At 65.2% G+C, this 25171-nt stretch carries 21 protein-coding genes; 18 read left to right on the top strand and 3 right to left on the bottom strand.

All coding sequences use genetic code 11. The annotated features are described in order from the left end of the window. Nucleotides 1-30 precede the first annotated feature (30 nt). The 16 genes from DDF70_RS00995 to recN all read left to right on the top strand — a co-directional run bounded on the left by DDF70_RS00995 (nt 31) and on the right by recN (nt 21228). A complete protein-coding gene (locus DDF70_RS00995) occupies nt 31-1818 on the top strand; it encodes a peptidoglycan D,D-transpeptidase FtsI family protein (protein WP_425374042.1) in 1788 nt (595 codons plus the stop codon). Then, entirely contained in the window at nt 1815-3284 is a 1470-nt protein-coding gene (locus DDF70_RS00990; RefSeq protein ID WP_114942998.1) for a UDP-N-acetylmuramoyl-L-alanyl-D-glutamate--2,6-diaminopimelate ligase, read from the top strand. Before DDF70_RS00995 ends, DDF70_RS00990 begins: the two co-directional genes overlap by 4 nt. Next, complete coding sequence (locus tag DDF70_RS00985) at nt 3281-4714, top strand: UDP-N-acetylmuramoylalanyl-D-glutamyl-2,6-diaminopimelate--D-alanyl-D-alanine ligase (RefSeq protein WP_114942997.1); 1434 nt, start codon at nt 3281-3283, stop codon at nt 4712-4714. The genes DDF70_RS00990 and DDF70_RS00985 overlap by 4 nt, the downstream gene beginning before the upstream one ends. A 3-nt stretch (nt 4715-4717) precedes the next feature. Next, nucleotides 4718-5803 carry a phospho-N-acetylmuramoyl-pentapeptide-transferase gene (gene mraY, locus DDF70_RS00980; protein WP_114942996.1) on the top strand — a complete coding sequence of 362 codons (1086 nt, stop codon included), beginning with the start codon at nt 4718-4720 and terminating at the stop codon, nt 5801-5803. Between the two features lie 5 nt (nt 5804-5808). Continuing rightward, nucleotides 5809-7200 carry a UDP-N-acetylmuramoyl-L-alanine--D-glutamate ligase gene (murD, locus tag DDF70_RS00975; protein WP_114942995.1) on the top strand — a complete coding sequence of 464 codons (1392 nt, stop codon included), beginning with the start codon at nt 5809-5811 and terminating at the stop codon, nt 7198-7200. A gap of 2 nt (nt 7201-7202) precedes the next feature. Continuing rightward, nucleotides 7203-8348 (top strand): FtsW/RodA/SpoVE family cell cycle protein, encoded by a 1146-nt coding sequence (locus DDF70_RS00970; protein ID WP_114942994.1) that lies wholly within the window; start codon nt 7203-7205, stop codon nt 8346-8348. After that, entirely contained in the window at nt 8345-9463 is a 1119-nt protein-coding gene (murG, locus tag DDF70_RS00965) for an undecaprenyldiphospho-muramoylpentapeptide beta-N-acetylglucosaminyltransferase (RefSeq protein ID WP_114942993.1), read from the top strand. The genes DDF70_RS00970 and murG overlap by 4 nt, the downstream gene beginning before the upstream one ends. Then, complete coding sequence (gene murC / locus DDF70_RS00960; protein ID WP_114942992.1) at nt 9460-10875, top strand: UDP-N-acetylmuramate--L-alanine ligase; 1416 nt, start codon at nt 9460-9462, stop codon at nt 10873-10875. The genes murG and murC overlap by 4 nt, the downstream gene beginning before the upstream one ends. 174 nt (nt 10876-11049) lie before the next feature. Beyond that, nucleotides 11050-12027, top strand: coding sequence for a UDP-N-acetylmuramate dehydrogenase (murB, locus tag DDF70_RS00955; RefSeq protein WP_205772384.1), 978 nt, complete (start codon nt 11050-11052; stop codon nt 12025-12027). Between the two features lie 109 nt (nt 12028-12136). After that, the gene (locus DDF70_RS00950; protein WP_114942990.1) at nt 12137-13060 is read left to right on the top strand and encodes a D-alanine--D-alanine ligase; all 924 of its coding nucleotides are present in this window, start codon (nt 12137-12139) and stop codon (nt 13058-13060) included. Next, the gene (locus DDF70_RS00945; protein ID WP_114942989.1) at nt 13027-14016 is read left to right on the top strand and encodes a cell division protein FtsQ/DivIB; all 990 of its coding nucleotides are present in this window, start codon (nt 13027-13029) and stop codon (nt 14014-14016) included. The genes DDF70_RS00950 and DDF70_RS00945 overlap by 34 nt, the downstream gene beginning before the upstream one ends. Then, nucleotides 14013-15335 carry a cell division protein FtsA gene (ftsA, locus tag DDF70_RS00940; protein WP_114942988.1) on the top strand — a complete coding sequence of 441 codons (1323 nt, stop codon included), beginning with the start codon at nt 14013-14015 and terminating at the stop codon, nt 15333-15335. The genes DDF70_RS00945 and ftsA overlap by 4 nt, the downstream gene beginning before the upstream one ends. 105 nt (nt 15336-15440) lie before the next feature. After that, a complete protein-coding gene (gene ftsZ, locus DDF70_RS00935; RefSeq protein WP_114942987.1) occupies nt 15441-17144 on the top strand; it encodes a cell division protein FtsZ in 1704 nt (567 codons plus the stop codon). A gap of 294 nt (nt 17145-17438) precedes the next feature. After that, nucleotides 17439-18383, top strand: a complete 945-nt coding sequence (gene lpxC, locus DDF70_RS00930; protein ID WP_114942986.1) for a UDP-3-O-acyl-N-acetylglucosamine deacetylase — start codon at nt 17439-17441, stop codon at nt 18381-18383. A 259-nt stretch (nt 18384-18642) separates the two neighbouring features. Next, nucleotides 18643-19539 (top strand): outer membrane protein assembly factor BamD, encoded by an 897-nt coding sequence (locus DDF70_RS00925; RefSeq protein WP_114942985.1) that lies wholly within the window; start codon nt 18643-18645, stop codon nt 19537-19539. A gap of 12 nt (nt 19540-19551) precedes the next feature. Next, nucleotides 19552-21228 (top strand): DNA repair protein RecN, encoded by a 1677-nt coding sequence (gene recN, locus DDF70_RS00920; RefSeq protein ID WP_114942984.1) that lies wholly within the window; start codon nt 19552-19554, stop codon nt 21226-21228. A gap of 13 nt (nt 21229-21241) precedes the next feature. On the opposite strand, the gene DDF70_RS00915 is transcribed toward recN, so the two are convergent. Together DDF70_RS00915 and DDF70_RS00910 are read right to left on the bottom strand one after the other, a co-directional pair. Then, nucleotides 21242-21685, bottom strand: a complete 444-nt coding sequence (locus tag DDF70_RS00915; RefSeq protein WP_205772378.1) for an ion channel — start codon at nt 21683-21685, stop codon at nt 21242-21244. 340 nt (nt 21686-22025) lie between these two features. Further along, the gene (locus tag DDF70_RS00910) at nt 22026-22253 is read right to left on the bottom strand and encodes a hypothetical protein (RefSeq protein WP_114942983.1); all 228 of its coding nucleotides are present in this window, start codon (nt 22251-22253) and stop codon (nt 22026-22028) included. Between the two features lie 183 nt (nt 22254-22436). Here DDF70_RS00910 and DDF70_RS00905 point away from each other — a divergent pair, with 183 nt between their 5' ends. Together DDF70_RS00905 and DDF70_RS00900 are read left to right on the top strand one after the other, a co-directional pair. Further along, nucleotides 22437-23093: a response regulator gene (locus DDF70_RS00905; RefSeq protein WP_114942982.1), complete on the top strand. Its 657-nt coding sequence runs from the start codon at nt 22437-22439 to the stop codon at nt 23091-23093. Further along, entirely contained in the window at nt 23090-24433 is a 1344-nt protein-coding gene (locus tag DDF70_RS00900) for a sensor histidine kinase (RefSeq protein ID WP_114942981.1), read from the top strand. Before DDF70_RS00905 ends, DDF70_RS00900 begins: the two co-directional genes overlap by 4 nt. A 17-nt stretch (nt 24434-24450) precedes the next feature. Here the strand turns inward: DDF70_RS00900 and DDF70_RS00895 are convergent, their stop codons facing one another. Further along, on the bottom strand, nt 24451-25155 hold the full coding sequence (locus DDF70_RS00895; protein WP_114942980.1) for a DUF899 family protein: 705 nt from the start codon (nt 25153-25155) through the stop codon (nt 24451-24453). Nucleotides 25156-25171 lie beyond the last annotated feature (16 nt).

Raw genomic sequence — 25171 nt, 5'->3', positions numbered from 1 at the left:
GAAGTGGGCGCCACCTACGGGACCGACCCGATGCTCGATTCTCCAAATGGCGCACCGTCGCACGCGGAGTACCACGCTCACGCTTCGACGCGGCGCGCGAAGCGCGGCATTCTCGGCCACGCCCGCGAGCTGTTCCGTCTGCGTCACGACAAGAGCACGTCGCGCGTCGGCCTCGCGGCCGCCTGCTTCGTCGGCCTGTTCAGCCTCATCGGCGGACGCCTCGTCTTTCTGGCCGTCACGAGCGAGAATACCAGCGAAGTGCGCCGCGCGGCCTCGTCAGAAATCTCCGCAGCGCGTCCCGACATCGTCGATCGCAACGGAGAGATCCTGGCGACCGACGTGAAGATGGTGTCGGTCTTCGCGGAGCCCCGCAACATCATCGACAAGGACGAGGCGGTCGAACTTCTCACCGCCGTCCTGCCCGATCTCGACGCCACGGATCTTCGCAACAAGCTCGGCACCAAGAAGGGCTTCGTCTGGGTCAAGCGCGAGATCACGCCGCGCCAGCAGGCGGAAGTGCATCGCCTCGGCATTCCCGGAATCGGGTTCCTGCCGGAGAACAAGCGCATCTATCCCAATGCGGAAGCCGCCGCTCACGTGCTCGGCTTCGCCAACGTGGACAACGTCGGCATCGCCGGGATGGAAAAATACATCGACAGCATGGGCCTGCAGGATCTCAACGGCGCAGGCTTCAACATTTCCGCCGCCGATCTGAAGCCCGTCCAGTTGTCCCTCGACCTGCGCGTGCAGCACGCCCTGCGCGACGAGCTCGTGAAGGGCATGGCCAAGTACAAGGCCAAGGCGACGGCGGGCGCGATCCTGGACGTGAACACGGGCGAGATCATCGCCCTTGTGTCGTTGCCGGACTACGACCCGAACAATCCGGTGGATGCGCTCGACAAGGACCGGATCAACCGCATCAATGTCGGCGTGTTCGAGATGGGCTCGACCTTCAAGGCGCTGACGGTCGCGATGGCGCTCGATTCCGGAAAGTACAACATCAATTCGAGCTTCGATGCGCGTTCCGGCCTGCGCTACGGCAAGTTCACCATCGGTGATTACCATGCCACGCACCGGGTGCTCACCACGCCGGAAGTCTTCGTTCACTCGTCGAACATCGGCACCGCGCGCATGGCGCTCGGCATCGGCGTCGATGGACACAAGGCGTTCCTGCGCAAGATGGGGCAGCTCTCGCGCCTCGAAACCGAGCTGCCGGAAAACGCCCTTCCGATCATTCCGCCGCGCTGGGGCGAACTCAACACCATGACCATCGCGTTCGGCCACGGCCTCGCGGTCGCGCCGCTGCAGGCACTCATGGCCGTCGGCGCTCTGGTCAATGGCGGCGTGATGATCAAGCCGACCTTCCTGAAGCGCACGGAGGCGGAAGCGCGCCAGAACGCCCTTCAGGTGATCAAGCCCGAGACGAGCGAAGCCATGCGCTACGTGATGCGTCTCAACGCATCGGTGCCGGAAGGCTCGGCGAGCGCGGCAGCCATCGCGGGCTTCTTCGTGGGCGGCAAGACCGGTACGGCCGAGAAAGTGATCAACGGCCGCTACTCCAAGAACAAGAACCTCACCACCTTCACGGCGGTGGTGCCGGCCGACAAGCCGAAATACGTGTTCCTCACGATCATGGACGAACCCCAGGCGGTGGAGGGAACCTACGGTTTCTCGACCGCAGGCTGGAACGCCGGTCCCGTGACCGGAAACATCGTCGAGCGTGTGGCACCGCTGCTCGGCGTGCCGCCGCGCTTCGAGCCGCCGTCGCAGCCTTTCCCGTTGATGTCGCGCCTCGGCGCCTGGGGCAGCAACCGATGAGCGCACAGACCAAGCAACTCGGCGACCTGATCGTTGAAGCACGGGGGCATGAGCATGCCCCTCTCGCCGTTTCGAAGATCGCCTCCGACAGCCGCAAGGTGGAGCAGGGAACCCTGTTCTTCGCCGTGCCCGGCACGAAGGTGGACGGCATGAGCTTCGTGCCGCAGGCGGTAGTGGCCGGCGCGGTCGCAATCGTCGGCGAGGCGGCGCGCCCGTCCGATCTGCCGGGCCATGTCGCCTATGTTCAGGTCGCCGACGTGCGCCGCACGCTCGCTCTCGCGGCAGCACGCTTCTATCCGAGACAGCCGGAGAAGGTCGTCGCCGTCACGGGGACGAGCGGCAAGAGCTCGGTGGCCGACTTCACGCGCCAGCTTTTCGCACATCTGGGCTACAAGTCCGCGAGCGTCGGCACGCTGGGCATCATCACGTCCGACGGCGCCGCCTATGGCTCTCTCACGACGCCGGACCCGATTTCCCTGCACGAGAGCTTCGATCGCCTCGCCCAGGACGGCGTCACGCGGCTTGCCATGGAGGCTTCCTCGCACGGCATCGATCAGCGCCGTCTCGACGGCGTGCGTCTTCAGGCTGCCGGCTTCACCAATCTCGGGCGCGATCATCTCGACTACCACGCCACGACGGAGGCCTATGCCAAGGCAAAGATGCGCCTGTTCGACACGCTTCTGCCCGACGATGCGCCTGCCATCATCAATGCGGACGGGCCCTATGCGGACGTCTTCCTTCAGGGCGTGCGCGAGCGCGGGCTGAAGCTCATCACGACGGGCAGCATGGGCGAGACCATCCGTCTCGTCGAGGCCCGCACTGAGGGTTTCACGCAGGCGCTCACCGTCGAGGCGTTCGGGAGGACCATCCGGACGACGCTTCCACTGCTTGGAGCCTTCCAGGTCGAGAACGCTCTTGTGGCGGCGGGCCTCGTTCTCGCCGTCGAAGGCGAGGGCAGGGTCGAGGAAGTGCTCGGAGGCTTCGAGTCCCTCAAGGGCGTGCCGGGTCGCCTGGAGCAGGTGGGAGAGGTCGATGGCGCGATCTGCATCGTCGACTACGCGCACAAGCCCGATGCGCTCGCCCATGTGCTCGACGCCCTGCGCCCCTTCGTGAAGGGACGTCTCTTCTGCGTCGTCGGATGCGGCGGCGACCGGGATCGGGGAAAGCGTCCGCTCATGGGACGCATCGCCTTCGACAAGGCCGATATGGTCATCGTCACGGACGATAATCCTCGCTCGGAGGATCCGGCCGCCATCCGGGCCGAGATCATGAAGGCCGCGCCCGGCGCGCGGGAGATCGGTGACCGGGCCGAGGCCATTCGCACGGCCGTGAAGGAGCTTCGGGAAGGCGATATTCTGGTCGTGGCCGGCAAAGGTCATGAAACGGGCCAAATCATCGGCGACCGGACCCTGCCGTTCTCGGACCACGACGAGGTCCGGGCGGCCATTGCGGAGAGGCAGGGATGAATTCGCCCCTTTGGACCTTGGATGAAATCCTAGCCGCCACCGGCGCCCGCGTCGGTGGTGGCTTCGCACAGGCGACAGGCGCGTCCATCGACACGCGCACGCTGGAGCCCGGCGATCTCTACTTCGCCATCAGGGGCGATGTGCACGACGGGCACGATTTCGTGGCGGCGGCGCTGGACAAAGGCGCAGCGGCGGCTGTCGTGTCGGACGAGAAGGCTCCTGCCTTCAAGGATTCCGACAGGCTCATCGTCGTGCCGGACGTGCTCGGAGCCATGCGCCAGCTCGGGCGCGCGGCCCGCAAGCGCACGGATGCAAAGATCGTCGCCATCACCGGTTCCGTCGGCAAGACCGGCACCAAGGAGGCCATGCGCCTCGCACTCGCCCGACAGGGCGCGACCCATGCCTCGGTTGCATCCTACAACAATCATTGGGGCGTCCCGCTGACCCTTGCCCGCATGCCGCGCGAGACCGCCTACGGCGTGTTCGAGATCGGCATGAACCATGCGTATGAAATCCTGCCGCTGACCGGCATGGTGCGCCCGCATGTGGCCGTGATCACCACCGTGGAGCCGGTCCATATCGAGTTCTTCCCCTCGCTCTGGGGCATCGCCGATGCGAAGGGCGAGATCTTTTCAGGGCTGGAGCCCGGCGGCACGGCGGTCATCAGCCGCGACAACGCCTATTTCGAACGCATGCGCGCCCATGCTTATGCGTCCGCGGCGGGCCGCGTGGTCACCTTCGGCGAGCATGAGGCGGCCGACATCCGCGCGCACCGCATCATCGTGAAGCCGGATCATTCGGTCGTGGATGCGACGATCTTCGGCCAGCCCCTGACCTACAGGATCGGCACGGCAGGCCGGCATATCGCGCTCAACTCCCTGAGCGTGCTGGCCGCCTCCCATGCGCTGGGTGCCGACCTCGCGCTGGTGGCGCTGTCCTTCGCCGAGCTGAAGCCGCCGGTCGGGCGTGGCGAGCGGACGATGCTCACGATGGGCGATCATGAGGCGCTGCTGATCGACGAGAGCTACAACGCCAATCCGGCCTCGATGCGCGCGGCCTTCGCCAACCTGGGCGCCGTGGAACTCGGCCGCGGCGCGCGGCGGATCGCCGTTCTGGGGGATATGAAGGAGCTGGGCGAAACGGGACCTCGCCTGCACGCGGAACTCGCGGAGGCCATCGAGGCGAACAAGATCGACCTGTTGTTCGCAGCCGGTCCCCTGATGCAGAACCTCGTCGACGCGCTGCCGAAAGCCAAGGTCGCCGCCCACGCCGAAACCTCGGCCGAGCTGGTCGATGCCGTCTGCGCGGCAGTCCGGCCCGGTGATGCCATCATGGTCAAGGGCTCGCTCAGCATGAAGATGGCCCTGGTTGTCAAAGTTTTGAAAGAACGTTACGGCGCGAGCCCATTGGCAAACGCGCTGAAAGGATGATCGATGTTAACCTGGTTGGCTGAGCTCAGCCCCTATTTCAGTCCGCTCAATATTTTCCGCTACATCACGTTCCGCACCGGCGGCGCGACCGCGACCGCCTTGCTGATCGTCTTCCTCTTCGGCCCGTGGATGATCTCTCTTCTGCGTCTGCGCCAGGGCAAGGGGCAGCCGATCCGCGAAGACGGGCCGCAATCGCACCTTCTGACCAAGCGCGGCACGCCGACCATGGGCGGCCTGATGATCCTGGCGGGCGTGCTGATCTCGACACTCTTGTGGGCGAATCTCGCAAACCATTACGTCTGGGTGGTGCTGTTCGTCACCGTGGGCTTCGGCGCCATCGGCTTCTACGACGATTACCTGAAAGTGACGAAGCAGTCGCACAAGGGCTTCTCCGGCAAGTCGCGCCTCGCGATCGAGGCGCTCATTGCGGCGGTTGCCTGCCTGGCGATCTCCTACATGGCGACGCCGGGACTCGCGAACAAGCTGGCTCTCCCGTTCTCGAAGGAACTGATCTTCAATCTCGGCTGGTTCTACATCGTCTTCGCAGGCTTCGTGATCGTCGGCGCCGGCAATGCGGTCAACATCACCGACGGTCTCGACGGTCTCGCCATCGTGCCCGTGATGATCGCGGCCGGCACCTTCGGGTTCATCGCCTATCTGACCGGCAACGCGGTGTTCTCCAATTACCTGCAGATCCATTTCGTGCCCGGCACCGGCGAGCTTGCCGTCATCTGCGGCGCACTCATCGGCGCAGGCCTCGGCTTCCTCTGGTTCAACGCGCCTCCGGCCCAGATCTTCATGGGCGATACCGGCTCGCTCGCTCTCGGCGGGCTTCTCGGCACGATCGCGGTGGCGGCCAAGCACGAATTCGTCCTCGCGATCGTGGGCGGCCTCTTCGTGCTGGAGATCATGTCCGTGATCATCCAGGTCACGTCGTTCAAGCTCACGGGCAAGCGCGTCTTCAAGATGGCGCCGATCCACCACCATTTCGAGCAGCTGGGCTGGACCGAGCCGCAGGTCGTGATCCGCTTCTGGATCATCGCCGTCGTGCTGGCGCTCACCGGCCTCGCCACCCTCAAGCTGCGGTAACGCGCATGATTCCCGTCACCACGTTCGCAGGCAAAACGGTTGCGCTTTTCGGCCTCGGCGGATCGGGGCTGGCGACGGCGCTTGCCCTGAGGGCGGGCGGGGCGCATGTGATCGCCTGCGACGACAATCCGGCGAAGATGGCGGAGGCAGGCGCGAAGGGCATCGAGACGGCCGATCTGCGCCATGCGGATTGGTCGCGCTTCTCGTCCCTCATCCTCTCGCCGGGCGTGCCGCTGACCCATCCCGAGCCGCATTGGTCGGCGAAGCTCGCCAAGGAAGCAGGCGTCGAGATCATCGGCGACATCGAACTATTCTGCCGCGAGCGGGCCAAGATCGCCCCGAATGCGCCGTTCATCGCCATCACCGGCACCAACGGCAAGTCCACCACGACGGCCCTGATCGCGCATATCCTGCGCGAGGCTGGCCGCGACGTGCAGATGGGCGGCAATATCGGCACGGCGATCCTGTCGCTGGAGCCACCCTCAGACGACCGCATTCACGTGATCGAGTGCTCCTCGTTCCAGATCGATCTCGCACCCTCGCTGGCTCCCACCATCGGCGTTCATCTCAACCTCTCGCCCGATCACATCGACCGGCATGGGACAATGGAGCTTTATGCCGCCATCAAGGAGCGGCTGGTTGCGAAGGCGGGTCTTGCCGTCATCGGCGTCGATGATCCGACGAGCCGCGCGATTGCTGAGGCCTGCGAGGCGAGAGGCGTGAACGTGGCCCGGATCTCGGTCGATCCGCTCGGCAGGAGGGGCGTCTATGCGGATGGAGAAACGCTCGTCGGCGTGATGGATTCCGATGCTGCGCCCATTGCCGATCTGGCGGGCATCGGCTCGCTGCGCGGCGCCCATAATGCGCAGAACGCCGCTGCGGCGGTTGCAGTTGCCCTGGCCCTGAATGTTTCTCCGGAGCAAATTCGTTCCGGTCTGCACACCTTCCCCGGCTTGCCGCATCGCATGGAAGAGGTCGGCCGCATCCGCGATGCCCTCTTCATCAACGACTCGAAGGCCACCAATGCGGATTCAACTGAGAAGGCGCTGAAATCCTTCGACGATATTTTCTGGATCCTCGGCGGCAAGGCGAAGGAAGGCGGCATCGAGCCGCTAAAATCCTATTTCCCGAAGATCCGTAAAGCCTATCTTATCGGCGCATCTGAGGATGAGTTTGCTAGGACGCTCGACAATGACGTCGCGCATGTCCATTGCGGCACCCTCGACAAGGCCGTGGCCCAGGCGGCCGCGGATGCGCAGGCACTGGGCGGTCACGCCGTCGTCCTGCTCTCGCCGGCCTGCGCGTCCTACGATCAGTTTCCGAATTACGAAGTGCGCGGAAACCATTTCCGCGATCTGGTCCGGGCATTACCCGGCATCGAAGCCAAGGGGGCTTGAAGATGGTGTCACGCGCGGAACGCTCGGCTTTCGGCGATTGGTGGTGGACTGTCGACCGCCTACTTCTCGCAGGCCTCGCCATCCTCATGCTGGCAGGCCTCGTCTTTCTCATGGCGGGCGGCCCGCCCGTGGCGGAGCGCCTCGGGCTCTCCACGTTCCACTTCGTGAACCGGCAGGTGATGTTCCTCATCCCGGCTTTGTTCATCATGATCCCGGTCTCGTTCCTGTCGCTGCGCCACATCCGCCGTCTGGCACTGCTGGTCTATGCGATCGGCATGGCGCTGATCCTGCTGGCGTTCCAGTACGGCCCCGAGATCAAGGGCGCCCACCGCTGGATCATGATTGGACCGCTCGGCCTGCAGCCGTCGGAATTCGTGAAGCCCGCCTTCGTGGTCCTCTCGGCCTGGGCCTTCTCGGAAGGCGCGCGGCGCAAGGACGTGCCGGGCACGCTCCTGGCGCTCCTTCTCCTGCCCGCCACCATCGTTCCGCTCATCCTCCAGCCCGATTTCGGCCAGACCATGCTCGTGACCATCGTGTGGTGCGGGCTGTTCTTCATCGCAGGCCTGCACTGGTTCTGGGTGATGGGACTCGGCGGCGCCGGACTCGTCGGCATCGTGGCGGCCTATGAGTTCCTGCCGCACGTGCGCGCCCGCATCGAGCGCTTCCTCGACAAGGATTCCGGCGACACCTTCCAGGTGGACACCGCGATGGAATCCTTCGCGCGCGGCGGCTGGCTCGGACGCGGTCCGGGCGAGGGAACGGTCAAGCGCATCCTGCCCGACGCCCACACCGACTTCATCTTCGCCGTCACGGCGGAGGAATTCGGCATCATCGTGTGCATCGCGCTGCTGCTGATCTTCGCCTTCATCGTGCTGCGCGGCCTGACGCTCGCGCGCCGCAGCGAGGACACGTTCTGCCGTCTCGCGGCCACCGGCCTCATCTTCATGTTCGGCCTGCAGGCCTGCATCAACATGATGGTGAACGTGCACCTCATGCCCGCAAAGGGCATGACGCTGCCCTTCATCTCCTATGGCGGCTCGTCGCTGCTCTCGCTCGCGCTCGGCATGGGCTTCCTCATCGCGCTCACGCGGCGGCGTCCGCGCTCCGAGATGATGGACACCTACAATCAGGATTGGCCGCGCGGATGAAAGCTCCTCTCATCCTCCTGACCGCCGGCGGGACCGGCGGTCATCTCTTTCCGGCCGAGGCGCTGGCGAATGCCCTGAAGGCTTCCGGCGCGAGGGTGGCTCTCGCCACCGACAAACGGGCGAATGCCTATGCGGGCTCGTTCCCGGCCGACGAGATCGTCGAGATTCCCTCCGCCACCCCATCCGGCCGGTCGCTGCCGCAGATGGCGAAAGCCGCGCTGCTGCTGGGGCAGGGGACGCTGAAGGCCGCGTCTCTCATTCGTGCGATGAAGCCGGCCGTGGTCGTGGGCTTCGGCGGTTATCCCACCGTGCCGCCCGTGCTGGCCGGGTCCTTCCTCAAGGTGCCGACGGTGATCCATGAGGCGAACGGCGTCATGGGGCGCGCCAACCGGCTGCTCGCCCGCCGCGCCACCGTGATCGCCACGGGCTTTTCCGGCATCAAGGGCGTTCCGGCGAATGTGCCGGGCAGGAGCCTCCACACGGGCAACCCGATCCGTCCCGCGGTGCTCGAAGCCGCCCGGCAGCCCTATGCGGGCCTGGAGCCGGACGGAAAGCTCCGTCTTCTCGTCGTCGGCGGCAGCCAGGGCGCTCGCGTGATGAGCGACGTGGTTCCTCCGGCCGTCGAACTCCTGCCGCCGGACCTGCGGGCCCGTCTCGCCATCACCCAGCAGGCCCGGGGCGAGGACCTGGAGCGGGTGCGCGAGCATTACCGGAGGCTGGGCGTGGAGTTCGAGGCCGAGCCCTTCTTCAAGGACCTGCCGCACCGGCTGGCCCAGGCTCATCTGGTGGTGTCCCGTTCCGGCGCGTCGACCGTGGCGGAACTCGCCGTGATCGGTCGTCCGTCGATCCTCGTGCCCCTGCCGGGCTCCCTCGACCAGGACCAGGCGGCCAATGCCAGAACCCTCGGAGATCTGGGCGCTGCCATCGTTTGTCCGCAATCGGACTTCACCCCTGAGAGACTGGCTCAGGAAATTCGGCTCATTTTTCAAGAGCCTGACCGCTTGACCAAAGCCGCCGCCGCCGCACATAGCGCCAGCATCACGGATGCGGCGGAACGTCTGGCGCAGGCCGTTCTCACCCTTGTCCCTTCGAACAATAACGGAAAAAACCCATGAAACTGCCGCCGAAGCTTGGTCCCATTCACTTCATCGGCATCGGCGGCATCGGCATGTCGGGCATCGCCGAGGTCATGCACAACCTGGGTTACACCGTTCAGGGCTCGGACGCGGCCGACAATTACAACGTCAAGCGCCTGTCCGATAAGGGCATCAAGACCTTCATCGGCCACAAGGCCGAGAACGTGGAGGATGCCGAGATCGTCGTCGTCTCGACCGCGATCAAGCGCGACAACCCGGAGCTGATCGTCGCCCGCGAGAAGCGCCTGCCGGTCGTGCGCCGGGCCGAGATGCTGGCCGAGCTCATGCGCTTCAAGTCCTGCGTCGCAGTGGCGGGCACCCACGGCAAGACGACCACGACCTCCCTCGTCGCGACGCTGCTCGATGCGGGCGGGCTCGATCCGACGGTCATCAACGGCGGCATCATCAACGCCTACGGGACCAATGCCCGCATGGGCGACGGCCAGTGGATGGTGGTGGAGGCGGACGAGTCCGACGGCACCTTCCTGAAGCTCCCGGCGGACGTGGCCATCGTGACCAACATCGACGCCGAGCATCTCGATCATTTCGGCACCTACGACGCGATCAAGGACGCCTTCCATTCCTTCATCAACTCGATCCCGTTCTACGGTTTCGCGGTGATGTGCATCGACCATCCGACCGTGCAGGACCTCGTGGGCCGCATCGAGGACCGGCGCATCATCACCTACGGCGAGAACCCGCAGGCGGACGTGCGCCTGATGGATGTGGATTCCCGCGGGGGGCAGAACCGCTTCCGCGTCATGATCCGCGACCGCCGTCCCGGCTTCCGGCTCGAACTCGAAGATCTCGTTCTACCGATGCCGGGCGCGCACAACGCGCTCAACGCCACGGCGGCCATCGCGGTCGCGCACGAGCTCGGCGTCACGCCCGACGCGATCCGCAAGGCGCTCGGTGGCTTCGGCGGTGTGAAGCGCCGCTTCACCCGTACCGGCGATTGGAACGGAGTCACCGTATTCGACGATTACGGTCACCATCCCATCGAGATCGCGGCGGTGCTGAAGGCTGCGCGCGCCTCGACGGAGGGCCAAGTCATCGCCGTGGTGCAGCCGCACCGCTATTCGCGCCTGTCCTCCCTGTTCGATCAGTTCTGCACCTGCTTCAACGATGCGGACGCGGTCATCGTCGCGCCCGTGTACGCGGCGGGCGAGCAGCCCATTCCGGGTGCCGACCGCGACAGCCTGGTGTCGGGACTGAAAGCGCGCGGCCACCGCAACGTGATGGCGCTCGAAAAGTCCGAGGAACTCGCGGGCCTCGTGAAGGGGATTGCGAAACCGGGCGATTACGTGATCTGCCTCGGCGCCGGCAACATCACCCAATGGGCCTACGCGCTTCCGGGCGAGCTCGAAGGGCTGGGCGAGAAGGCGGCTTGATAATTCGTGGTACGGCCCAAGGTTTCCTCCTCCTGAGGAGAGCGCATCGCGCTCATCTCGAAGGACGAGGAAACCGCTTCCAGTGGGCTCTGGAGACGCCCTCGTGCCCGGACATTGTCCGGGACCCCGAGACGCGAGCCGGGCTCGCTCCTCAGAAGGAGGTCTGTGGGGTTGCTGATGTTTCCTGATCTTGTTCCCGAGCTTAAATCCGCCATGCCCGAACTGCGTGGCAAGCTGGAGGCGAATGCGCCGACGGCGCCGCTGTCGTGGTTCCGCACGGGCGGTCCGGCGCAGGTGCTGTTCACGCCTGCGGACGAGAACGATTTAGCCTATTTCCTACAGCGTCTCGACCGCGCCGTTCCAGTTCTCGTCGTGGGTCTCGGCTCCAACCTGCTCATCCGCGACGGCGGATGGGAAGGCGTGATCATTCGCCTGGGCAAGGGCTTCGCCGACGTCACGGTCGAGCCCGGCCTGCGCGTTCGCGCGGGGGCCGGTGCGCCCGACGTGAAGGTGGCGCGGGCGGCCGCCGAGGCCGGCATTGCCGGTCTGTCCTTCCTGCGCGGCATTCCCGGCGCCATCGGCGGGGCGCTGCGCATGAACGGAGGCGCTTACGGAGGTGAGGTCAAGGATTGTTTGGTCTATGCCAATGCAGTGACGCGGATGGGTGAGACCATCACTTTTCAGAACAAGGACATGGGTTTCACCTATCGCCATTCGAGCGTGCCGGACGACGTGATCTTCACCGAAGCCCTGTTCGAGGGCCGGCCTGGCAATCCGGACGAGATTCTTGCCGAGATGAACGCGATCACCGAGGCGCGATCCTCCACCCAGCCGGTCAATACGCGAACGGGCGGCTCGACCTTCAAGAACCCGCCGGGCAAGAAGGCCTGGGAGCTGGTCGATGCCGCGGGCTGCCGTGGTCTTCGCATCGGCGACGCCCAGGTGTCGGAGATGCATTGCAACTTCCTCATCAACCACGGTTCCGCCTCCGCAGCCGACATCGAGGGCCTAGGCGAGGAAGTGCGCCGCCGCGTCCGCGAGATGACGGGCGTGGAGCTTGAATGGGAAATCAAGCGGGTCGGGCTCGCAAGCGCATCGCGCGGAAAAGTGGATCCGGTTTTCCGCCAAAGCGATGCGCCATTGAATGGATGAGCATCGGACCCAAAAGTGCAAATCCACTTTTGGGTCCGATGCTCTAGACCTGATTCGCATCATTCTTTGAAAATCCCGGAAGCGCCGGGTGCATGACGGGGAGAGACCCATGGCGAAGCACGTGGCCATTCTCTATGGCGGCTGGTCGGCGGAGCGCGAGGTGAGCCTCAATTCGGGCCGGGCCTGCTGCAAGGCGCTCGAAGGGCTCGGATACAAGGTCACTCCCATCGACGTGCAGCCCGACATCGCCACCGTGCTTCAGGCGGTCGCGCCGGATGTGGTGTTCAACGCGCTCCACGGCCGGGTCGGCGAGGATGGAACCATCCAGGGTCTGCTGGAAGTCTTAAGAATTCCCTATACCCATTCCGGCGTCCTCGCCTCGGCGCTCGCCATGCAGAAGGACAAGGCCAAAATGGTCATGGCCGCAGCCGGCGTTCCCGTGCCTCAGGGGAAAGTCGTTAACCGTTCGGAGGCGGCCAAAAGCCACGTTCTTCCGGCTCCCTATGTGGTCAAGCCGGTCAACGAGGGCTCGTCCGTCGGCGTCATCATCGTCCGTGAGGACCGCTCCCATCCGCCTCAGGAACTGATGCGAGAGGACTGGGCCTTCGGCGAAAAAGTCCTTGTGGAATCATATGTTGCGGGCCGTGAGCTCACCTGCGCGGTCATGGGCGACAGGGCGCTCGGGGTCATCGACATCCAGCCCGCCACCGGGGTCTTCTACGATTACGATGCGAAATATGTGAAGGGCGGCTCCATTCACGTCCTCCCGGCAGAAATTAAACCGAATATTTACCAAAAGGTCCAAGAGTTGGCGTTAACGGCGCATCAAGCGCTCGGCTGTCGGGGAATCAGCCGTGCCGACTTGCGGTACGACGATACTCCCGGGGGGACCGGAGAACTCGTCGTTCTCGAGGTCAACACCCAACCCGGCATGACCGAGACGAGCTTGGTGCCAGAACTGGCAGCCCACGCGGGCTATTCGTTTGGCGAGCTTGTGCAATGGATGGTGGAGGACGCTACCTGCAACCGATGACGGCCTACCCGGCCGGATTCGCCGTTGCGCGCCCGGCCTCCGGTCATCGGGAGGCGGGCTCCGCTCCCTTCAAGAAGCCATCGCGAATCAGAAAATTCTTCGGCCCCTCGCGCAGCGTGCGCCGTCGCTCGGCTGGCGTTCCGCTCGAGCGGCGCCTTCCCCGTTTCCTCGGAACGGGTCTTGCTCTCGGCTTCTTCGGCGCCGTCGTCGGCTTCGGCCTCTGGCAGGGTGGCCACATCGACGGCTTCATCCGTGAATACGGCGAGCCGCACCACGCCCTGGCGCGAGCGGTCGGCCTCGGTCTCGATCAGGTGACGATCTCCGGCATCTCGCAGATGACCGAGAAGGAAGTTCTCGCCGCCGCAGGCATCAACTCGAAGCTGTCGCTCGCTTTTCTCGACGTGAACGACCTGCGCGAGCGCCTCGAGCGCGTGCCGATGGTCAAGACCGCGACCGTGCGCAAGCTCTATCCGAACGAGCTCGTCATCACGCTCACCGAGCGCGAGGCGCACGGGGTCTGGCAGAACAACGGCGAGCTGTTCGTGATCGCCGCCGACGGCACGGTGATCGACCTGATGCAGGACGAGCGCTATCTCAATCTGCCGTTCGTGGTGGGCGAGGGCGCCAACGCCCGCAGCAAGGACTATCTCGCGCTGCTCGAGGCCGCGGGCCCGCTCAAGGGTCGCATTCGCGCGGGCACCCTCGTGGCCGGCCGGCGCTGGACGCTCAAGATGGATAACGGCATGGACGTGCGCCTGCCGGAGCTCGGGGCCGCCGATGCGCTGGCCCGTCTCGTGAAGCTCGAGAACGAGCAGAAGATTCTGGAAAAGGACGTGCTGGCGATCGATCTGCGCATGGCGGATCGCGTCGTCGTCCGCTTGACGGAAGAGGCAGCCCTGGCCCGCGCCGAGGCGCTCAAGAAGAAACCAATGCGCGGCAAGGGGGTCGATACATGAGTCTCTCGGGTCACGGTTTGACGCCACGCTTGAAGCCGCTTTCCGCGCGCAAGAGCGCCATCCTGTCGGTCCTCGACGTGGGAACGAGCAAGGTCGTCTGCGTCGTGGCGGAACTGAAGCCGGCCGACGAGGTCGAATCGCTGCGCAGCCGCACCCACGTGGCGCGCATCCTCGGCATCGGCCACCAGCGCTCTATGGGCCTCAAGGGCGGTGTGGTCGTCGATCTGGAAGCGGCCGAAACGGCGATCCGTCAGGCGGTTCACGCCGCCGAGCGGATGGCGAAGGTCGAGATCCAGTCGGTGATCGTCAACCTCACCGGCGGACGCCTCGCGTCCGAGCATTTCGAGGCGCATATCCCGGTGCGCGGCGCGGTGAGCTCCGGCGACATCCATCGCGTGCTCGATGCCGCGTCGAGCTACGACCTGCGTCGCGGCAGGACGGTTCTGCACGCCCTGCCGACCGGCTTCTCGCTCGACCGGCAGCAGCACATCGTCGATCCCGCCGGCATGATCGGCGAGCGCCTCGGCGCGGACCTGCATGTGGTCACCTCCGAGGCGGCGGCGGCGCGCAACCTGATGCTCGCGGTCGAGCGCTGCCATCTCGGCGTCGAGGCCGTGATTGCCACGCCTTACGCCGCGGGCCTTTCCGCTCTCGTCGACGACGAGGCCGACATGGGCTGCGCCGTGGTCGACATGGGCGGCGGCACCACCAGCGTCGGCATCTTCTCCAACGGGCATCTGGTTCATTCCGATGCCATCGCGGTCGGCGGTCACCACGTGACCATGGACATCGCGCGCGGTCTCACGACCCGCGTGTCCGCAGCCGAACGGCTCAAGACTCTCTACGGCTCCGCCATCACGTCGAGCGCGGATGACCGGGACATGATCGCGGTGCCACAGGTCGATGAGGACGAACGCGACGTTCCGAATCATCTGCCGAAGTCGCACCTCGTTCGCATCATCAAGCCGCGGGTCGAGGAGATCCTCGAACTCGTGCGTGACCGGTTGAAAGGCGCGGGCTTTGCGGCCCAGGCCGGACGGCGGGTCGTGCTGACGGGCGGCGCGAGCCAGCTCGTCGGGCTGCCGGAAACGGCGCGCCGCATCTTGCAGGGCCAGGTTCGTGTCGGGCGTCCGCTCGGCATCAAGGGCTTGCCTGAAGCGGCAAAGGGTCCTGCCTTTTCGGCAGTGGTCGGCCTCCTGGTTTATCCGCAGGTGGCACACATCGAGTATTTCGAGCCGCGCTCCAGCGGCTTGTTTCAGAGTACGGGAACCGACGGCTACTTCTCGCGAGTGGGCCGGTGGATTCGCGAGAGTTTTTAAACCGAGTAACGCGTTGGCGCGGCGGGCCATCGTGATGAGTTCAAGTTAACAAGGGTCAGCGTCCGCCAAACGCTCATCAGTATAAGGCCAGAAGAGGCACAGGTCATGGCTATCAATCAGCAAGCTCCGGACATCCGGGAACTCAGGCCGCACATCACGGTTTTCGGCGTCGGCGGTGCCGGCGGCAACGCCGTGAACAACATGATTGAATCCGGTCTGGAGGGCGTCGAGTTCGTGGTGTCCAACACCGACGCGCAGGCACTGGCCTCGTCCAAGGCACAGCGCGTGGTCCAGATGGGCATTCAGGTGACGGAAGGCCTCGGCGCCGGCTCGCAGCCGGAAGTCGGCCGCGCGGCCGCCGAAGAGGTGATCGACGAGATCCGCGATCAGCTCGCCGGCTCGCACATGGTGTTCATCACCGCCGGCATGGGCGGCGGCACGGGCACGGGTGCTGCTCCCGTCGTGGCACGGGCGGCCCGCGAGCTCGGTATACTGACTGTCGGCGTCGTCACGAAGCCGTTCCAGTTCGAAGGCGTGCGCCGCATGCGTCTGGCGGAGGCCGGCATCAACGAGCTGCAGCAGGCGGTGGACACGCTCATCGTGATCCCGAACCAGAACCTGTTCCGCGTCGCCACCGAGAAGACGACCTTCGCGGACGCCTTCGCCATGGCCGACCAGGTGCTCTATTCCGGCGTCGCCTGCATCACCGACCTGATGGTGAAGGAAGGCCTCATCAACCTCGACTTCGCCGACGTGCGCTCCGTCATGCGCGGCATGGGCAAGGCCATGATGGGCACGGGCGAGGCTTCCGGCGAGAAGCGTGCCATCCGGGCGGCCGAAGCGGCCATCGCGAACCCGCTCCTCGACGACGTGTCGATGAAGGGCGCGCGCGGCCTGCTCATCTCGATCACGGGCGGCAACGACCTCACGCTCTACGAACTCGACGAAGCCGCGACCCGCATCCGCGAGGAAGTGGACCAGGATGCCAACATCATCCTCGGCGCGACCTTCGACGAGAGCCTGGAAGGCATCATCCGCGTGTCCGTCGTGGCGACGGGCATCGACCACGCCATGCTGGAGAACGGCGGCGACCTGACGGCCACCGAGCAGCGCATCTCCGAGGTGGCCGAGCGCCTGCGCGCCGAGGCGCGCGCCCGCGCCACGTCTCCCCAGGCAACGCCCACCTTTCGCTCCGCCGCCCAAGCCGAACCGGTGAAGGCGGCTCCGATCCTGAGCCAGGGCACCCCCGTCATGGCTTCGGCCCCCGTTGCGGCTCCGGCGCCCATCGCCGCGGCCCAGCCGGTCGAGCCCGCGCCGCAGCCCATGATCCGCGACGACGTGGTCCTCACGCCGGCTCAGCCCCGCCAGGCCGTGGCCTACGAGGCTCCGGCCCCCCAGGCTCCGGTCTACGAGGAGCCGGTGGAGCAGGGCGCCTTCATTCCGCCGCAGGCAGAGCGCGCCATGCGCCCGGCCCGGATGCCGCGAATCGACGAGCTGCCGATGCCGGCTCAGAACCAGATTCGCGCCAGCCGTGGCGAGGAGCCGGCTCATGAGCACAAGCCGTCGCTGATCCAGCGTCTCGCGACTATCGGCTTCGGCCGCCGCGAGGAGCCTCAGCATGCTCCCGTCGAGCAGCGCCAGGAAGCCCCGCGTCAGGCCATGTCGTCGGTCCATGCCGAGTACGCCCGCCGGCCCATGCCGGCTCAGGCGCAGCGTCCCCAGCAGGCTCCGATGGCGCCCGCTCCCCGGGCCCATTCGGAAGACGACCAGCTGGAGATTCCCGCCTTCCTGCGCCGGCAGGCCAACTGATTTGACCTGACCGGCCTGTAAGAACCGTCACAGAAAAGGCCCCCAGCCGCATCCGGCTGGGGGCCTTATTCGTTAAAAATGTATTAATTTCAATGGCTTGAGAGTTATCCAAATTGTAACACAAAGTAAGAAAGCGTGATTTGGCCTAGCCTGACTGCAGGACTAAGGTGCCTCAACGTTTAAAGGGGCAGCGCTAATGAGAAGCCTGCCGGTCGGAAGTCAAAAGCAGCAACTGCAGCTTCCCCGGCGAAATCGGCTCAGTTTGGCGACAAGGGTAGTTGAGGTTCAGGAATAATGAAGCAAAGCCAGCAAACCACGCTTCGCGCTGCCGTGACCCTCGTTGGAACCGGAGTTCATTCCGGGGATGAAGTGAAGATGATCCTTCATCCGGCTGAAGCGAACCATGGGATTGCTTTCCTGCGCACCGGCCTGGCCGGCGGCCTGGATCGGCTGATCGATGCCCGCCATCTGGCGGTGACGGCAACCGAGCTCTGCACCGTGATCGGTGATCGCGACACCGGCGCGGTGGCTACGATCGAGCACCTGATGGCGGCGCTGTCCGGCCTCGGCATCGACAACGTTCTTGTCGAGATCGATGGGCCGGAAGTTCCGATTCTGGACGGCAGCTCGGCTCCCTTCATCGACGCCATCGATCAGGTCGGCGTCGCGGTTCAGGGCGCGACCCGCCGCTACCTCAAGGTTCTCAAGCCGGTCCGGATCACCCAGGGCAAGGCCTTTGCCGAGCTTCTTCCCAACGACCGCGCCTTCCGCCTGGACGTGGAGATCGATTTCCCCACGCCGGTGATCGGCCGCCAGCGCAAGGCGATCGACCTTTCGCCCTCCGTCTTCCGCCGTGAAATCTCCCGCGCCCGCACCTTCGGCTTCATGCGCGATGTGGAGAAGCTCTGGAGCGCCGGCTTCGCCCTCGGCGCCTCCCTGGAGAACACGGTCGCCATCGGTGACGACGGCGTCATGAACCCCGAGGGCCTGCGCTATGCGGACGAGTTCGTCCGTCATAAGCTGCTCGACGCGGTCGGCGACCTGTCCCTCGCCGGGCTGCCCCTGCTCGGCACCTACCGGTCCTATTGCGGCGGTCACCGCATGAACTTCTCGGTGCTCGAGGCCCTGTTCGCGAGCCGGTCCAACTACGCCATCGTGGACGCCATTCCCCGTCGCGAGCCGGCCTATGCCGATCTCGGCAGCGTGGCCGCTTCCGTTCTCTCCCCCGAGATGCACTGAGCGGCGGCCCCGGAACGGGGCTTGCGTCTTTGGATATCGCTCGGCGGCCAAGGCCTGCAGGACAAGTTCAGGCACTTCAGGGCCCATCTCATGTCGGCCGCAGATCCAAGCGCCCATTGGCCGCATATTTCATGCAGGCTTTCTTAATTCCTATTGGGTAAACCCGCATGTATGGGCTTGGCTCTGGCCCCATGCTTGGGCTAAAGAACCCTGGTGCATCGTTAAAACATCGGGCACGATTTTTGGAGGACCGCGAGGCATGTCGTTCGCGAAGGCTTATTCAGGTATGAAAGGCGCGTCCGCCCGCGCCCTGATCCTCGGCGTCTGCGCCTTGGGGCTCGCGGGCTGCGAATCCCTTTCTTCGCTGAACCCGTTCGACAAGGGCGAAACCTACAAGCCCGAGATCGTGGCGAACGCGCCTGCGGAAGAGATCTACAATGACGGCCTTGCCCGGGTGCAGAAGGGCGATTTCGACGGCGCCGTGAAGAAGTTCAGCAGCCTCGACAAGCAGTATCCCTATTCCGACTGGTCCCGGAAGGGGCTGATCATGGAGGCCTATGCCAATTACGAGGGCGGCTTCTATGAGGAATCGATCACGGCTTCCAGGCGCTATCTGCAGAGCTACCCCAACACGTCAGACGCGGCCTACGCCCAGTACCTGATGGCGTCGTCGTATTACGATCAAATCCCGGATATCACCCGCGATCAGGAGAAGTCCGAGCGCGCCATCCTGGCCCTGCAGGAGCTGATCCAGCGCTATCCGAGTTCCGAATACGTGGCCGACGCCAAGAAGAAGCTCCAGGTCGCCAGCGATCAGCTCGCCGGCAAGGAGCTGGAGGTCGGCCGCTTCTATCTGCAGAAGCGTAATTATGCGGGCGCCATCAACCGCTTCCGCACCGTCGTTGCGCGCTATCAGACGACCCGCCACGTGGAAGAGGCCCTCGAGCGTCTGACCGAGGCCTACATGGCCATGGGCATCGTCAACGAGGCGCAGACCGCTGCCGCCGTTCTCGGCCACAACTTCCCTGACAGTCCCTGGTACAAGGACGCCCATGCTCTGCTGACCAAGGGCGGCGTCGAGCCGCGCGAGGATTCCCAGTCCTGGATCAGCAAGGCCTTCCGTGGCGTCCCGCAGGTCGGTCAGCGTACGGGCTAAGCCTCACCATCCATGCTCATCCAGCTGACGATCCGCGATATCGTCCTTATCGACAGGCTTGAGCTGCACTTCCATGAGGGGCTGAGCGTCCTCACGGGTGAGACAGGCGCAGGCAAATCGATCCTGCTCGATGCCTTCGCCCTGGCCCTCGGCGGCCGTGGCGACGGCTCCCTCGTGCGCCATGGCGAGGCCCAAGGGCAGGTGACGGCCGTCTTCGATTGCCCCCTCGACCATCCGGCCCGCCGCATCGCGTCCGACGCCGATATCGACGTCGACGGCGATCTGATTCTGCGCCGGGTCCAGGTGGCGGACGGGCGGACCCGCGCCTTCGTCAACGACCAGCCCGTGAGCGTGCAGGTGCTGAAGGCCATCGGCGCGACCCTGGTCGAGATCCATGGCCAGCATGACGACCGCGCCTTGGTCGATCCCGCCACGCACCGCGCGATCCTCGATGCCTTTGGAGGCCTATCGGGTGAAATCCAGGCCGTGGGCGATGCCTCGCGTCGTGTTCGTGAGGCGCGGCATGCCCTGCACGAGCATCGCAACCGTATCGAGAAGGCCCGCAAGGAGGCCGATTTCCTGCGCCACGCGGTGGAGGAGCTGACCAAGCTCAATCCGCTGGCCGGGGAGGAGGAAACTCTCGCCGGGCGCCGGGTCGTCATGATGCAGTCGGAGAAGGTGGCCCAGGACCTCAACGAAGCCTATGAGGTCGTCGCCGGCAACACGTCCCCGGTCAACGAGCTCTCGGCGGCCGTGCGCAAGCTGGAGCGCCGCGGGGCCCAGGCGCCATCGCTTGTGGAGCCCAGCGTGAAGGCGCTGGATGCCGCGCTCGTCGCCATCGACGAGGCACGGGAGGCTCTCGAAGAGGCGATCCACGCCACCGAATACGACCCGCGCGAGCTGGAGCAGACGGAGGAGCGCCTCTTCGCTCTGCGCGCCGCGGCCCGCAAATACGATGTTCCGGCGGACGAACTCGCGGCCCTGCGGAAGCGCTTCGAGGAGGATGTCGCGGCCATCGATGCCGGTGAGGAGCAGCTCGGCGGTCTGGAAAAGGCCCTCAAGGAAGCGGATGCCGCCTATGTGAAGGCCGCGAAGGCGCTCTCGTCGGGCCGGAAGAAGGCCGCTCAGGCGCTCGATACGGCGGTTCAGGCCGAATTGCCGCCCCTCAAACTGGAGCGGGCTCGCTTCATCACGGACATCCAGATCGACGAGACCAGCCGCGACCCCAGCGGCTTCGAGCGGGTCGAGTTCTGGGCGCAGACCAATCCCGGCACCCGACCGGGTCCCCTCATGAAGGTGGCTTCCGGGGGCGAGCTGTCCCGCTTCATGCTGGCCCTCAAGGTCGTTCTGGCCGACAAGGGCTCGGCCCCGACCCTGGTCTTCGACGAGATCGACACCGGAGTCGGCGGCGCGGTGGCCGACGCCATCGGCCAGCGTCTCGCCCGCCTGGCAGAAAAGGTGCAGGTCATGGCCGTGACCCATGCGCCGCAGGTCGCGGCGAAAGCCGGCAGTCATTTCCTTATCGCAAAGGAAGGCGTGCGCGGAGCGCAGGACCGGGTCGCGACCCGCGTGATTCCGCTCGAGGCCGCGCCGCGCCGGGAGGAGATCGCCCGCATGCTGGCCGGCGCGACGATCACCGAGGAAGCGCGCGCAGCCGCCGCGCGGCTGCTCGAAGCGGCGGCGCATTGAATCTCTCACCTCCTCATTCAGCTGAGTTGCCCGCCCAGTAATGGGACATGGTCAGGTACGTGAAGGACGTCGACCATCCGATGAGAACGATGCCGTTCAGGGATTCGAGGCTTGCGATCAGCCGCATCATCCCGAGCGGGAAGATGTCCCCGATGCCCAGCGTGCTGAAGGTCTCTGCCGAGAAGAACAGGTAATCGGCGAAGTTGACGGCCCTGTTGCCGCCGAAATCGCCGATGTTCAGGCCCACATCCGCGATCCAGTATGTGAGCGCGTAAATGGCGATCTCCATGAAATGCGCCGTGATGACCCCGAACACCACGACGAGAACTTTGGGGCGTGACTGGATCGTGGATTTCTGCAGCACCTTCGACAGCCCGCTGAGCGCCTCGTAATGGACGACGACGGTCAGCATCAGGGGAGTGATCGTCAGGGCGATCGTGGCAATCAATGTTTCCATGAAGATTGCCCACGGCGCATTGGGCCGCCATGCAGATGATCGAGGCTTGTTTGCTCGCAGCCGGGCACCGGAAAAAGGGTGCTCCCGAAGAGGAAGCGCTTCAGGGAGCACCATACGAACACCAGCGGAGGAACGAGACTGGTGACGTTTCCGGCTGCGCGAAAGCAGCATTCCACTTTTCTTCGGCGCATGTCCCGGCGAACCAGCCCCTTTTGCCGGAACCTGCTCTGTCGCATCGGGCCCGCAAACGCTCGCCACCTCCGGGATCATCCCGATGCCGTCAACGGGCGCATCGTTCGGGTCCGTGCGATACGCTCGTCAGCGAACGATCGTATAAGCTCTAACGGACCGAACCCGTCGATGTCGGATGGCAGGCCGCGCTGGTCGAACCGGCCGGGCACGAGACGTTTCTCTTCGCCTGGTTCATATGGCTCTTCTTCGAAGCCGTATGATGCCGGACGGTGGAGTGCTTGGGGGGATTGGCCGTCGACGATGTCGCCGCCTGCGCGGCCAGCGGAGCGCCTGCGAGGAACGCCAGGGTCGACACCGCAATCAACAGATGCTTCATGGATCGTCTCCATTCAATGCCAGTACCTGCGGGTACCTGACGTGGATCCTACGGCGCTTGAATTAGGGGAGAATGAGGACCGCGGAACGCCCGGCCTCTCCATGGCCACCCCAAGCGGCAAATTGCGCGATTGCCTTTCATCGGCCGCAGGATTGAACTCGTCCTGCATCGAGAGCGGCCATCATGCGGGTTCTCCTGGTCGAAGACGATCCTCTGATCGGACGCAGTCTGACACGGGCTTTCGAAGGGTCGGGAGCCGCGATCGACTGGGCGCGAGCCGGAGACGATGCGCTCGGCGCCTTACGGGCGAACCACTATTCCATCGTCCTGCTGGATCTCGGCCTGCCCGACAAGGCCGGCCTCGACGTGCTCAAGGAGATGCGCGGCGGCAAGGACGCAACGCCGGTGCTCATCGTCACGGCGCGCGACGATATCGAGACCCGCGTGGCGGGCCTGGATCTCGGAGCGGATGATTTCATCGTGAAGCCCTTCGACTTCGACGAGCTTGCGGCACGCATCCGGGCGGTGATCCGCCGCCATGCGGGACATGCCACATCGCAGATCCGCTCCTCCGAAATCGTTCTCGATCTCGCGACTCATGAAGTCACCTACAAGGGCTCGACGCAGCTTCTTCCGGGACGGGAATTCGCGCTCCTGCAGGCCCTGATCGAACGGCCCGGAACGATCCTGTCGCGTCAGCAGCTCGAGGACGCGCTCTACGGTTGGGGCGAAGAGGTCGAGAGCAACGCGGTGGACGTATTGATCCACTACATCCGCCGCAAATTCGGCAACGACATCATCCGCAACGTCCGTGGTGTCGGCTGGATGGTGATGAAATGAAACGCCGCAACTCGCTCCGCACGCGCCTCACGGTCTGGTTCACCGCCCTGTTGATCCTCGTCGGCCTGCTCGGAGGTGTGGGAGCCTACATAGCCGCCCAGCAGGATCCGGATAATCTCCTCGACGACCAGATGCGCGAGATCGCCTTCAATGTGGTCAGCTCGGTCGACGATCTGGCGCAGATGCCCGCGCCGCCTCTCGAGGCCGAGGATATGCTTGTCGTTCAGGCTTGGGACGAAGATGGGCACCTGCTGAAATCCTTTCCTCCGGGCATCGACTTGCCGCGTCAGGCACAAACCGGATTCTCGAATTTCAATGCGCCAAGCGGGCAGTGGCGCAGCTACACCTGGGTGTTGGACGACGGCACCGTTCAGGTCTCCCAAAGGTCCAGCGTTCGTCGCGAGCTCGCCCTGATGGCGGCATTGCCGGCGATCATCATAACGCTACTCCTGATCCCGATCTCGGCCCTGCTCGTGCGCTGGCTCGTCGGCCGGATCCTCGCGCCGGTCGACGAGCTGGCTCTCCAGCTCATGGCCCGCCAGCCCGACAGCACGCAGCAGCTCGCCCTGGCGGACGTGCCCGGTGAAATCGTGCCGCTCATCCAGGCGATGAACAAGGCGCTCGTGCGGGTCGCGGACATGCTTGCATCGCAACGGCGCTTCGTCTCCAACGCGGCTCACCAGTTGCGCACGCCTCTCACGGCCCTTCGGATCCAGGCGAGCAATCTGCGTCATACGACCAGTCCTGGAGTCACGGCCGAGATTCTCGACGACATGGATCTCGGATTCCGGCGGATGTCGAGCCTGACGAGTCAGCTTCTTGCCCTGGCGCGGGCCGAAGCGCCGTCGGCGGCGGAGACGCCGCAGCCGGTCGATCTGGCCGACGTGCTGCGGGATGCCTTGCGCGGTGTCGCTCCCCTGGCCGAGAGCAAGCCCGTCACCCTCGCGACGGCGGATCTGCCGAGCGTTCCTGTGCGTGCCGAGCGGCACGATCTCGAGACGATTTTTTCCAACCTTCTCGACAACGCTATTCGCTACACGCCTCCAGGTGGGCGGATCGTCGTCACCGCGCAATGCACGGCGGGAAGGGCCGAGGTCGAGATCGCCGATACCGGTCCGGGGCTTCCCACCGACCTGCTCGAGCGGGTGTGCGATCCCTTCGTGCGTGGGAACCATGAGCAGGAAGGAACGGGCCTCGGCCTCTCCATCGTCAAGGCCCTCACATTTCGGGCCGGAGGACGCCTTTCGCTGTGCAACAGGCCCGATCGAAGTGGCCTGATCGCGAAGGTCGATCTTCCTCTCTTTCCACTATCACACGGTTCGGATCGATCCGATGCTTAAGGCGCCGTTTGCCGCCATCATGGTGCATAGGTGAGCTTGGGATACCAATCCGTGCCGCGTCCTTCCGGCGTCATGTCGAGCACGTTCCAGAGGGGCGCGAGGTCGGGAGCGCCGCGCGGATCCTGACCGGGATCGGCGGAATCGCCGGTCATCTCACCGCTCCAGAAATGACGGATGGTTCCATCTCGCCGGGTGAAGACGTTGAAGCTCGGAATCTCCGAGCCGTCCGGCAGCACCCCGTGATAGTCGCGGGAGTAATGGCCGTTGAGGTCCGAATAGAGCTTCAGGTTTTTCCAGCCACGCTCCTTCTTCCAGGCAATCAGCCGCTCGACCGGCGAGCGCGCGACGACGGCGAGCGCCATGCGCTGCTGAATATCGGCGCCATTGCCTTCGAGTGCGCCGAGCAGGTTGGTGCACATGGGGCAGGGGCGCTCGCGCTGCGGGCCGAACATGTAGCTGTAGACGGCAAGCGTCTGCTTGTCGCCGAAGAGATCGGCGAAACTCACCGGGCCGTTTTCACCCTCGAAGCGATAATCGCCGATGACTTCGCCGCCTGGCGGCAGGGCGCGCCGCTGCGCCGCAACGCGCTCCAGGTGGCGCCGCAGTTCGATCTCCTCCGCCAGCAGGGCCGTGCGCGCAGCGCGGTACTCCGCGCTTTCGTTCGGAAACCGCACGGGGGAACGCCGTGCGAGTTCCGCCGCAGGGACGAGGTCCTTTGTCATGGCATGCTCCTCATCG

Origin of the sequence: Microvirga calopogonii (assembly GCF_003347665.1) — a bacterium.
In the GTDB taxonomy this organism is placed as follows: Bacteria; Pseudomonadota; Alphaproteobacteria; order Rhizobiales; family Beijerinckiaceae; genus Microvirga; species Microvirga calopogonii.
Note: the sequence above shows the minus strand (reverse complement) of the source record. Positions and strands in the feature narration are given on the sequence as shown.